Raw genomic sequence first — 12,554 nt, 5'->3', positions numbered from 1 at the left:
GTATTACAATGGGAGATCCAGCAGGAATTGGGCCTGAAATATCCATTAAAGCTCTTGCAAAACCTGAGTTGTATAAAAAGTGCAAACCGCTCTTAATCGGGGACAAGAGTGTCATTGACTTCTATCTAACAAAACATCCAGAAGAAAAACTAACTATCCATGTTGTATCAAATCCAAATGAAGGTATTTATCAATTTGGGACCATTGATTTAATTGATTTAAAAATTGTTGATATGCACCAGTTTTCAATTGGAGTGGTTTCTAAAGTTGGGGGAAATGCAGCATTTCAATATGTAAAAAAAGTAATTGAATTAGCATTAGCTAAAGAAATTGATGCTACAGTTACTAATCCGTTAAACAAAGAAGCTCTGAATATGGCTGGTCATCACTATGCTGGTCACACTGAAATTTATGCTGACTTAACAGACACTGATAAATATACGATGATGTTGGCAGATGGGAATTTGCGTGTTGTTCATGTATCAACGCATGTCTCTTTGCGTGACGCCTGTGATTTAGCTACCAAAGAACGAGTTTTAGATGTAATTCGTATCGCAAATCAAGCTTGTAAAGATTTAGGAATTGAGCATCCTCGAGTAGCTGTAGCAGGTTTGAATCCACACTGTGGTGAGCATGGTCTATTTGGTCAAGAAGAAATTAAGGAAATTAATCCTGCAGTAGAAGCAGCGAAAGCGGAAGGAATTAATGTATTTGGTTCATTGCCAGCAGATACCTTGTTTTCCAAAGCCAATGGAGGTATGTACGACATTGTTGTGGCAATGTATCATGATCAAGGTCATATTCCATTAAAACTTCTTGGGTTTGTTTATGATCAACAAACAAAAAATTGGAAAGCTGTTCAAGGAGTCAATATTACTTTGAATTTACCAATTATTCGCACATCAGTTGACCACGGTACAGCTTTTGATCAGGCAGGTAAATGGACGGCTAGTGAAGCAAGTTTAGAAAATGCAATTGATTATGCAATTCGCCTGGCGAAGAATAAGAAAAAATAAACATTTAAGACGTTAGGAGGGGAGATATTTGGTAAAAATAATAAACGTAAGGCAGTCTGAACCTGACGGAAAGCTATATCATGATGCGTTCCTAGGCTTTGATTTTAGTCTGATTCCCACTGGAGGGAAAAGTACAGCGCATGCTCCAGCAATCATTGAAACAAAAGATGGTGGCTTATTATGTGCTTGGTTCGCTGGAAGTTTTGAAGGCAGTGGTGATATTTCAATTTTAGTCTCAACCTTTGACGGAAATTCACAAAAATGGCTTGTTCCCGTGACAGTGTCCAGAGGCATAAATAGAAGTGAACAGAATCCCTCATTTTTTCGAGCACCGAATAACCAAATTTGGTTAATTTATACATCTCAAGAAAGTCGCCAAGTTGGTAAAGACAATATGCAGTATACATCCGTTATTATGGTTCAAAAATCTTCAGATGAAGGGGAAACATGGGGAAATCCGGAAGTACTATTTGGAACTGAGGGGACATTTGGAAGGCAAGGAATTCAGGTTCTAAGCAATGGACGATGGTTGTATAGTACTTGGCTTTGTGAAGATTCAAAGGACGGCTTGACTAATGATCCTACTGAATTTCAAGTATCTGATGACGAGGGAAAAACATGGCATGTAGTTCGAATGCCTGAAAGTAATGGTCGTGTTCACGCTAATGTAATTGAAGTTGAACCAGGACATCTTGTTGCATTCATGAGGAGTCGATTTGCAGATTTTATCTATCGTAGTGAGTCTACGAATTATGGAGATAGTTGGGGTATTCCGAAACCAACAACACTACCTAATAATAATGCAAGTATTAGTGCTATAAAACTTCATACTGGAGAAATTGCCTTAGCCTATAATATGAATTCAGCAAGGAACGCTGAGTTTGGAAAAGTCTCGTGGCCAGGATTACGCAATCCAATAGTAGTTTCAGTCAGTGAAGATTTTGGAAAGACATGGCCTATTGGTCGGGTTTTTGAAGCAGCAGAAGGTTACGTGGGTAGTGAAAACCAAACGAATAATTCGCAATATGAATATCCAACACTTTATCAAGATAAAAATGGTGTGTTACATCTGGTCTATGCCTATAAAAATCGTCTTTGTGTAAAATATGAAAGATTTACTCTATTGGACCTATTCGGAAGAAAACGAGAAACAATAGGCGTATATAATCCAACATCTGGTGAAGGAATCTAAAATTTTTTAACTTTAGCGGTGTTTTCATAGGTAACAAGTTGAAACACCGCATATAATTTGATTATTTTGTAACCGTATTCTTATTGGTAAGTAAATAAGAATTGTTAAATAAAACAACAATGAAGGAGAGATTTTGTAATGAAATCAGTTGAATTAAAGGGAATTATCGTACCAATTTTAACGCCAATGAATGAGGATGAAACAATCAATGTTGAAGAATTACGTAGTCAAGTTGATCGTATGATTGATAGTGGTATTCACGGTATTTTTCCTTGTGGAACCAACGGAGAAGGTTATATTTTATCAACAGATGAAAAAAGATTAGTAATTGAAACAGTAGTTGATCAAGCTGCTGGACGTGTACCAGTCTATGCTGGTTCAGGGGCAATTTCTACTAAGGAAACTATAGAACAAAGCCAAATGGCAAAAGCTGCAGGAGCAGACGTTCTATCAATTATTTGTCCAAGTTTTGCAGCAGCGAGTCAAGAAGAAATCTATACACATTATAAAATAGTAGCAGAGGCAGTTGATTTACCAATTGTATTATATAATATTCCAGCTCGAGCTGGTAATGCCATTGCACCAGCTACTGTTGGTCGTTTAGCACAAATTGAAAATATTATTGGTGCTAAAGATTCTAGCGGTAATTTTGCAAATATTTTAGGTTACATTGAAGCTGGCAAGAAAAAAACAAATGGAAAATTCTATACCCTTTCAGGAAATGATCAATTGATTATTTGGACGCTATTAGCTGGAGGTACAGGTGGAATTGCGGGTTGTGCGAATGTATATCCCGAAACAATGGCTTCTATCTATGACTTGTTCATTGAAGGTAAAACAGAAGAAGCTAGAAGAGCTAATGAAAGTATCCAAAATTTCAGAGATTGTTTCAAATTTGGTAATCCAAATACAATTGTGAAAACGGCAGCTGCTTTATTAGGTCACAATGTTGGGAAATGTCGTGCACCATTTAATCAAATCCCTGTAGCTGGCATAGATGCCTTAAAAAAAGTACTAGAAGAGGACAGAATGAAAGGCATGCGTTAATAACTTAAAAAAATATCCTTTTTTAAGTTCGAAGTGGAAAGTTAGATTGCTTTTTTAATTAAGAATAGCTATCTACTTTCTACTTCTTGCATGGTCAATATGAGGAGGACAACCATGACTATTCAAATGATTATTGCATTAGCTATCACAGTTATTATGATTGTTTTGATTATGATTGAAAAAATTCCATTTGGAGCTGCACCATTATTTGCCTGTTTACTGTTAGTTATTTTTGGTATCACAGATATTAAGGGGGCCTTTTCCGGTTTTTCAAATTCCACCATTATTATGTTAGCTGAATTTATGGCGATTATTGCTGCCTTGCAAAAAACAAATTTCATTGTTGCCTTTAAAAAGGCGATGTTTGCGATGGCCAATAAAGGTGGTTTCAAATCTTATTTATTAATCATTCTAATCGTTATGTTAGGATGTAGCCTATTTGGTACTGGATCCACAGCATATTATGTATTAACAATTGGTCTTTTATCTACGTTACCTTATTCAAAAAAATTACCTCCGTCAAAAGTAATTATGACTGCTGGATTTGCAGCAAATCATCCGTTGATTCCTTTTAACACAGCCCTTCAATATGGAATTGTTATTGCTGTACTGAATTCTACAGGTATTATGGCAAGTGTATCAGTATTCAAATTCGCAATTGTTAATTTATTTTTATCTGCAGGTTTTTTACTTAACTGTATAATTCAATATAAGTTTTTACCGGATCATCCAATTGCTGAAGAAAATTTAACGGGTACAAAAGAAAATGAAAATGTATCCGTTTCAGAATTGCCTCGTTGGAAAGAACTGGTAACGTATGGGGTCTTTGCCTTTGCGGTTGTAGGTATGCTTTTACAAAGTAAAATTGGTGATGCAGGATATGCAATGGCTGGATTATCAGTTGCTGTTATTCTATTAATTGGTGTTTTAGATTTTAAAGAAATAAGGGATGCTATTAGTGCACCTATTATTTTGATGTCTGCAGGGGTTATTGGTGTCGCAGATGCGCTAGGTAGTACCGGATTAACAAAATTGGTTGGAACAACGGTTGCTGGAATGCTAGGAACAAATGTAAATCCATTTGTGATGATTTTTGCTTTCTGTATTCTAACAAGTTTACTAGCAACTTTAACTGGTTCAACAATTGGTACAGTATATGTATTCACGCCACTTGCTATTGCAACATGTACTAGCTTAGGTTTGGACCCGACTGCTGCCGCTTGTGCAATTGTTATTTCAGGATGGTGTGGACATTTCTTACCAATCGATGGAATGCCGGCAATGATTTTAGGTACTGGGAAATATACAGCTGCTCAATTTTGGAAGTTTACGATTCCGCAATACTTTATTCGCCTAGTTTTCTTAACAGTTGGTGCTTTATTAATGTTCCCAATGTAACAAAAAAATAGAAAGGGTGTATATAATGTCAAATAGATTTGAACTAGAACATATTGGAATTAACATGGATAATAAGACAGAGGCACAAGAATTAGCACTTCAATTAAGCCAAATTTTTAATTTAACTCCTCGTCATGGACAAAAATCAGAATTCGCCGGTGCTTTCTTTGAATGTATGAAATCTCCTTTTTTAGGTAGAAATGGACATATTGCAATGAGTACGGAGAATCTGGAAAGTGCAGTTGAAGAATTAAAAGAAAAGGGGATTTCATTTAATATAGATACAGCCGCTTATGATGAAGATGGTAAATTAAAGAATATTTACCTAGCAGGTGAGTTCGGCGGTTTTGCGATTCATGTATTGAGAAAATAAAACAAATACGTAATTATGTTTTATAGAACTGATAGTTGTAGGGTTTATTTGTTAACAAGTAAATCCTACCTTATTTATATCAACAGGAATTGGAGATGGCTATCGTGGATTTATGGTACGATAAATCAAAAGAAGAAGTTCTACATTCTTTGGATACAGATATACAAAAAGGACTTTCATCCAAAGAAGCAGAGAAAAGGCTGGAAAAATTTGGTAGAAATGAGTTAGAAGTAAAGAAAAAAGAAAGCTTATTAAAAAAAGTAATCGGTCAACTGGAAGATCCAATGATTATTGTACTATTGATTGCTGCCTTTTTGTCTTATGTTTCAAGTGGTTTTAGTGACTGGATTGACTCTGTTATTATTTTACTAATAGTTGTCATTAATGCTATTATTTCAATCTCACAAGAAAACAATGCTAATAAGTCTTTAGAGGCATTGCAAAAAATGTCCGCACCTTTGGCTAAAGTTATTCGTAATGGTAAATTGGAACATCTTGATACAGTTAGATTGGTTCCTGGGGATATTATTGAATTAGAAGTAGGAGATTTGGTTCCAGCAGATGCACGGATTCTTTCATCGGCTAACTTGAAAGCAGATGAGTCTGCGATGACGGGTGAATCTGTACCAGTAAGTAAGAAAGATGTTAATAATTTACCAGAAGATACTGTTTTGGCTGAACGTAAAAATATGTTGATCTCCTCAACAGTCATTACTAATGGGCGAGCAATGTGTGTCGTAACCAATACAGGCATGGATACAGAAGTTGGACGTATTGCAAACATGTTGATATCTGAAGACGAAAACACAACACCTTTACAACAAAAAATGGCTGAAATATCCAAATTATTATCTATTGCTTGTCTAGGAGTTTGTATTGTGATGTTTGTTGTTGGGCTATTGTATCAACGACCTGTATTGGAAATATTTATGATGGCTGTATCGCTTGGTGTTGCTGCAATTCCGGAAGGATTGGCGGCTATTGTTACCATTGTATTAGCTTTAGGGGTTCAACGTTTAGTTAAGCGACATGCAATTGTCAAAAAATTACCTGCAGTTGAAACTTTAGGTGCAGCATCAGTGATTTGTTCCGATAAGACAGGCACACTTACTCAAAATAAAATGACAGTAGTTGAGACATATGTTTCAATTCCTAATACTGAAAATTTACTATTGACTATTGGTACCTTATGTAATGACTCAAAACTAACCATTATTAATCAAGATGAATTTCAAGTGAGCGGCGATCCCACCGAGACAGCGTTTGTCACAAAGGCGTATAACAATCTGCTCGATAAGAATGAATTGGAAAAGAATCAACCAAGGATAGCTGAAATTCCTTTTGATTCGGAACGAAAATTAATGAGCACCGTTCATAAAACAGATGGTGGGTATCGTGTAATGGTCAAAGGAGCACCAGATGTTTTAATGAATCGTTGCATTATTGATAACGAAAATCGGAAAATGATGACAGAAAAAAATGCTGAGATGGCTTCAAAAGCCCTTCGTGTATTGGGAGTTGCATATAAAGATATTCAAAAAATTCCTGAAAATTTAGTAAGTGAAGATTTGGAAAGTGGACTTACGTTTGTCGGGTTAGTTGGAATGATTGATCCACCACGCCAAGAAGTAAAAGAGGCTGTGCAACAATGTTTTGATGCAGGCATTCGCCCCGTAATGATTACTGGTGACCATAAACTGACTGCTGTCGCTATCGCTAAGGAATTGGGAATTTATAAAAATGATGATTTGGCTATGACGGGTGTAGAATTGGATTTAATGCCACAAGAAATTTTGGAAGAGAAAGTAGAACAATATTCCGTTTATGCACGTGTATCTCCAGAACATAAAATGCGTATTGTAAAAGCATGGCAGGCAAACGGTATGATTGTTGCAATGACAGGTGATGGTGTAAATGATGCTCCAGCCTTAAAAGTTGCAGACATTGGTTGTGCAATGGGAATTACAGGAACCGATGTAGCTAAAGGCGCAGCTGACATGATTCTAACTGATGATAATTTTGCTACAATTGTTCATGCAGTGGAACAGGGACGAGGAATTTTTTCAAATATTAAAAAGTCTATTCAATATCTTCTAAGTTGCAATATAGGTGAGATTATAACGATTTTTATTGCTACGGCTTTGAATTTTCACCAAATGCCACTGGTTGCTATTCAGTTACTATGGTTGAATTTGGTAACTGACTCACTTCCTGCATTGGCATTGGGGATGGAACCTGTAGAACCAGGTGTAATGAAACAGAAACCTCGTGATTCGCAAAAAAGTATTTTTGCAGATGGGTTTGCTACGAGCATGATTTTCTATGGTATTTTAGTTGGTGCAATTACTTTAGCTGCATATTGGTTAGGTGAATATGTCTTATCAGATCCCAATATTGCAGATGGAACAGCTAATACAATGGCTTTTGCAACATTGGTATTTGGAGAATTGACTCGAGCATTTGCTGTTCGTAGTGAAAAACGATCAATTTTTAAAATCGGCATCTTTTCAAATAGTGCGATGAATAAAGCTTTTGTAGTAAGTTTAGGAATGCAGTTAGCAGTATTATTTATTCCATTCTTACAACCAATCTTCAAAGTACAATCATTATCTGGTTTAGAATGGTTGATAGTAGTAACCTTATCTTTGGTACCTTTAATTGTTAGTGAACTAAACAAAATGATTAGCTACAGAGACTAATTGACTGTCTAACCAACTACCAATACCTTTTTTCAATGAATAGATAGAATGAATTTCCATTAGAAACTAGGAGCAATTATTTTATTGAATTAATTGTTTGCGTTTTCATTTTTTTGTGTTATCATGAAATTAATAAAACAGGCATGTGACTGGTAATGCAGGCAGGACCTATGTAGAACAATAAAGAACTGATTGTATCAGTAGTATCTTTATGTTTTGCTAGGTATCTGTCTGTTTTTGTTTATTTGGCCGATAAACAAGCAAAAAAGTTTTAAGGAGAAACGATATGGACACTAATAAAACAGCAAAAGAAATCGTTCAATTAATCGGTGGAAAAGAAAATGTTGCGCATCTGGAACATTGTTCTACGCGGTTGAGATTTACATTAAAAGATAATAATCTTGTAAAAAAAGATCAGTTAGAAAAAGTAGATGGGGTCATTGGCGTGAGACAAAATGTTCAATGCCAAGTGATAATTGGTAATGATGTTATCGAAGTTTATGATCAAGTGCAAAAAGAGTTGGGGGAAATAAGTCAATCTGAACAGAATGACTTAAAGTCACAACAATCATGGGGGGCCGTATTACTAGACTTTATCATTTCAATTTTTCAACCTCTCATACCCGCAGTTGCAGGAGGTGGGATTCTTAAATCGTTACTTCTTTTAGTTTCTGTTTCAGGTTTGATGAGTACAGAAAGTCAAACGTATCAAATAATGAATTTAATTGGTGGTGCACCACTTTATTTTCTGCCAATATTAGTTGCAATAACGACTGCTAAGAAACTCAATGTCAATCAACTTGTCGCCGTATCAGCAGTAGGTGCTTTAATTCTACCCGATATGACTACGATGCTAACTTCCGGTGCCCAATTATTCGGTTTTGGTATTGAGAATATTGCTTATGCTTCCCAAGTATTCCCAGCAATTCTAACTGTATTATTTTATGCACAAATGGAGCGGCTTTTTACTCGCTATTCACCAAAACCAATTCGAATTTTCTTTGTACCAATGATGAGTTTACTTATAACAGTTCCTATTTCTTTGCTAATATTAGGTCCACTTGGATTTAATGTAGGAACAATTTTCTCTGGTGCAATTATTTGGTTGTACAGTCATTTTGGCTGGGTGGCAACGGCAGTTTTGGCAGCAATCCTACCATTAATGGTGGTTACTGGGATGCACAAAGCTATGATTCCTTATGCTGTATCTTCTATGAGTGAACTTGGTGCGGAACTATTGTATTTACCCGCATCTTTAGCACATAATATAGCAGAATCAGGTGCTTGTTTTGCTGTAAGTTTAAAAACAAAGGATTCAAAATTACGTTCGACAGCTATTTCTGCAGGTATCTCTGCACTATTTGGAATTACAGAACCTGCTTTATATGGTGTTACGATTTTGCATAAAAGAGTTTTGTATAGTGTTATGGCTTCGAGCCTAGTAGGAGGCGCAATTGCCGGTATTTTATCGATAAAAGCGTTCGCATTAGTAGGACCAGGGTTAGCTAGTATAACAATGTTTGTTGATGCATCAAACGCTATGAACTTAATTTGGGCATTTGTCACTTTACTTGTATCCTTTTTAGTTGCCTTTGTTACTGTAATTTTCTTTTTTAAAGATCAAGTTCAATCAGAAGAAGAGGTTATTTTTGGAGAAGAAATGCTTTCAAGTCCAATTGAAGGAAAAGTAATCCCATTATCAGAAGTAAACGATGATGTTTTTTCAAGTGGTATGATTGGTAAGGGAATTGCTATTATACCTGAATCAGGTGATTTACTGGCTCCTGAAGATGGTGAAGTTACAATGATATTTAATACAAACCACGCGCTAGGATTCAAAACAACAAATGGTGCAGAACTGTTATTTCATATTGGGATTGACACGGTTAAGTTGAATGGAAATAATTTTGAAGCATTAGTGAAAGTTGGAGATAAGGTAACCAGAGGACAAAAAATGATTCATTTTAATGTGGATGAAATTATAGCACTGGGTTATGACCCAACCGTCATTTGTATTGTAACAAACCAAGATCAATTTAAAATAGAATCTTATCATCTAGAAGAATCAGTTTCTAACGAAATGGATATATTATCGGTCGTTCCGATACAATCTTAATCTAAAAAAACAAGAAAGAGTGAAGAATTATGTCTAATACAAGTTTTCCTCCTAATTTTCTATGGGGAGGAGCAATTGCTGCCAATCAAGTTGAGGGTGCCTGGAATATAGATGGTAAAGGAATGTCTGTAGCCGATGTAGCCACATATAAACCACATGTTGATAACAAAGACTATTCCTCACATTTAGCCATAACGAAAGAAACTATTGAACGAGCTGCAAAAGATCCATCAGAAAAATGGTATCCTAAGCGAAGAGGAATTGATTTTTATCATCGTTATAAAGAAGACTTGGCCCTATTTGCAGAAATGGGTTTTAAAACTTTGCGTTTATCCATTGCATGGACCAGATTATTTCCAACTGGTGAGGAGCTACTTCCAAACGAAAAAGGTGTTACTTTTTATAAAAATGTATTTAAAGAAATGCAACGATTAAAAATGAAACCCATTGTTACGTTATCTCACTACGAGATGCCTTTAAATTTAAGTCTGAAGTATAATGGGTGGGTTGATCGTAGAGTGGTAGATGATTTTGTTCGGTTTTCAAAAGTTTGTATAGATGAATTTGATGAATATGTTGAATACTGGTTAACTTTCAATGAAATTGACAGTATCCATCGACATCCGTTTACAACCGCAGGAATTATAGATGAATTATCTGCACCTGGAGGAGAAGAGAAAGATATTTACCAAGCTTTACACCATCAATTTATTGCAAGTTCACTCGTAACAAAATATGCTCATGAAAAAAATAAAAACAATAAAGTTGGATGCATGTTAACTAAATTGATGACTTATCCATTAACATGTTCACCTGCAGATGTTGAGTTGACTCAACGAAAAAACTTGGAGAATAATTTTTATGCGGATGTTCAAGTAAGAGGAGAGTACCCCGGTTTAATTGAACGGGATTTACAAAATAGAGGCATCGTTATTAATATGGAAAAAAATGATAGGAAACTATTAAAGAAGTATACTGTTGATTTTCTTTCATTTAGTTATTACATGTCAATGGCTGAATCTGCAGATCCTAAAGCAGAACGTACACCTGGAAATACAGTACTTGGTGTAAAAAATCCTTATCTACCTTCTACTGACTGGGGATGGCAAATTGATCCTAAAGGGTTAAAAATTTCGTTGATTGAGCTTTATGATCGATATCAGATCCCTTTGATGGTAGTGGAAAATGGAATGGGAGCAGTTGATAAAGTTGAAAATGGGAAGATTTACGACCCTTATCGACAAGCATATTTTGAAGCACATTTTAAAGAGATGAAAGAGGCGATTGATGAGGGAGTAGATCTTATAGGATATACGAGTTGGGCGCCAATAGATTTGGTCAGTGCTGGGACTTCACAAATGTCAAAAAGATATGGTTTTATTTACGTAGATGCTGATGATGAAGGGAATGGTACGTACAATCGTTCTCGAAAGGAATCCTTTGAATGGTATAAACGGGTTATTGAGACAAATGGAGATAGTTTATATGAAGCGTAGTTAAGGAAGTGGATAGCTGTGATTTTCGTAAAGAAAGTTTTAAACTCTAGTGTTGTCTTAGTTGAAAAAGAGGGCGAGGAATTAATCGTTCTTGGAAGAGGTATTGGTTATGGAAAAAAAATAGGGGATGCAATTCCAGATTCCGATGTAGATAAAATTTTTCTATCAATTGATACAATGAAATCTTCACAGTTCGCAGAACTCATCAATGAAATCCCGATTCGTTATTTTGAGATGACAAAAGCAATTGTGACTTTAGCAGAGAGTGCATCCATAAAGCAAATGAATACGAATATCTATCTAACATTATCGGATCATTTGAACTTTGCAGTCGAGAGATTTGAAAATGGAATGAATGTTATTAATCGACTCCAATGGGAGATTGAGAATTATTATCCAACTGAATTTGAGATTGGTAGACAAGCAATTCGATTACTTTCTGAGGAGTTTGATTGTCTTCTCCCCGAAGAGGAAGCAGCAAATATTGCTTTTCATTTGATAAATGCACAAACCGATATGACTACAGAGTCTAATGGATTAGAAAAAGCCAAACTAGTCGGAACGATTATAAATATGGTAAGATATTCATTAATGAAGCCTCTGGATGCTAATTCTATACACTATTCAAGGTTTGTAACACATGTTCGCTATTTTGTTGATCGCTTTTTTTCAAATGGGTTGATTGACGAAAAAAATGATGATTTCTATCGTCAAATGTGGTCTCTATACCCAATTGCGATGGATGTGGCCACAAAGGTCAAAGCTTTTATTGATCAAACCTACGAGACAAAGATTCCTGAGAATGAAATAGCATATTTAGGAGTTCACATTAACCGGCTAATGCATCATTCTTCATTAGATTAACCGAAAAAAGTGGAATGAATTGCAATCTGTGAAAAAGCTAAGATTGGTGGACGTCGGTGAAAGCAGGGGCCTTATCTTTGATTACAAGTCTATGGCGACGTAATTTAATGAAATTACTGCAGTTTTTATCAATCGCCAAAAAAGATTGCCAAGAACGCTTTACAAATGATTCATGGTATTTGGAAATGCTGGCAGTCAGTGACAGGATGCAAGGAAAAAGTATTGGTAGTCGTTTTATAGAGGAATTCATTGTGCCTCATATTGAGCGACAAAAGGGGAAACAATTATTTTTAATCACCAACACGAAGTAAAACTGTGCATTTTATCGTAGAAATCAGTTTCAGCAGTTTTCA

Annotated in this window: 10 protein-coding genes; all 10 read left to right on the top strand. The window is 35.6% G+C overall.

The window, feature by feature from the left end; all coding sequences use genetic code 11:
* Window positions 1-8 precede the first annotated feature (8 nt).
* The 10 genes from pdxA (at window position 9) to ACFSR0_RS02780 (ending at window position 12,512) form a co-directional block, all read left to right on the top strand.
* On the top strand, window positions 9-1,016 hold the full coding sequence (gene pdxA, locus ACFSR0_RS02825; protein WP_379979736.1) for a 4-hydroxythreonine-4-phosphate dehydrogenase PdxA: 1,008 nt from the start codon (window positions 9-11) through the stop codon (window positions 1,014-1,016).
* A gap of 28 nt (window positions 1,017-1,044) precedes the next feature.
* On the top strand, window positions 1,045-2,208 hold the full coding sequence (locus ACFSR0_RS02820) for a sialidase family protein (protein ID WP_379979704.1): 1,164 nt from the start codon (window positions 1,045-1,047) through the stop codon (window positions 2,206-2,208).
* A 138-nt stretch (window positions 2,209-2,346) separates the two neighbouring features.
* The gene (dapA, locus tag ACFSR0_RS02815; protein ID WP_379979702.1) at window positions 2,347-3,255 is read left to right on the top strand and encodes a 4-hydroxy-tetrahydrodipicolinate synthase; all 909 of its coding nucleotides are present in this window, start codon (window positions 2,347-2,349) and stop codon (window positions 3,253-3,255) included.
* 114 nt (window positions 3,256-3,369) lie between these two features.
* Complete coding sequence (locus tag ACFSR0_RS02810) at window positions 3,370-4,653, top strand: SLC13 family permease (protein ID WP_379979700.1); 1,284 nt, start codon at window positions 3,370-3,372, stop codon at window positions 4,651-4,653.
* Window positions 4,654-4,678: 25 nt separating this feature from the next.
* Window positions 4,679-5,026, top strand: a complete 348-nt coding sequence (locus ACFSR0_RS02805; protein WP_379979698.1) for a 2-dehydro-3-deoxyphosphogluconate aldolase — start codon at window positions 4,679-4,681, stop codon at window positions 5,024-5,026.
* Between the two features lie 95 nt (window positions 5,027-5,121).
* Window positions 5,122-7,725 carry a calcium-translocating P-type ATPase, PMCA-type gene (locus ACFSR0_RS02800; RefSeq protein WP_379979696.1) on the top strand — a complete coding sequence of 868 codons (2,604 nt, stop codon included), beginning with the start codon at window positions 5,122-5,124 and terminating at the stop codon, window positions 7,723-7,725.
* A gap of 286 nt (window positions 7,726-8,011) precedes the next feature.
* Window positions 8,012-9,841, top strand: a complete 1,830-nt coding sequence (locus tag ACFSR0_RS02795; RefSeq protein WP_379979694.1) for a beta-glucoside-specific PTS transporter subunit IIABC — start codon at window positions 8,012-8,014, stop codon at window positions 9,839-9,841.
* Window positions 9,842-9,870: 29 nt separating this feature from the next.
* Window positions 9,871-11,337: a glycoside hydrolase family 1 protein gene (locus ACFSR0_RS02790; protein WP_379979692.1), complete on the top strand. Its 1,467-nt coding sequence runs from the start codon at window positions 9,871-9,873 to the stop codon at window positions 11,335-11,337.
* Between the two features lie 18 nt (window positions 11,338-11,355).
* A complete protein-coding gene (locus ACFSR0_RS02785; protein WP_379979690.1) occupies window positions 11,356-12,201 on the top strand; it encodes a PRD domain-containing protein in 846 nt (281 codons plus the stop codon).
* A gap of 56 nt (window positions 12,202-12,257) precedes the next feature.
* Window positions 12,258-12,512 carry a hypothetical protein gene (locus tag ACFSR0_RS02780; protein WP_379979688.1) on the top strand — a complete coding sequence of 85 codons (255 nt, stop codon included), beginning with the start codon at window positions 12,258-12,260 and terminating at the stop codon, window positions 12,510-12,512.
* Window positions 12,513-12,554 lie beyond the last annotated feature (42 nt).

It is taken from the genome of Enterococcus camelliae, assembly GCF_042685105.1.
Taxonomy (GTDB): domain Bacteria; phylum Bacillota; class Bacilli; order Lactobacillales; family Enterococcaceae; genus Enterococcus_G; species Enterococcus_G camelliae.
Note: the sequence above shows the minus strand (reverse complement) of the source record. Positions and strands in the feature narration are given on the sequence as shown.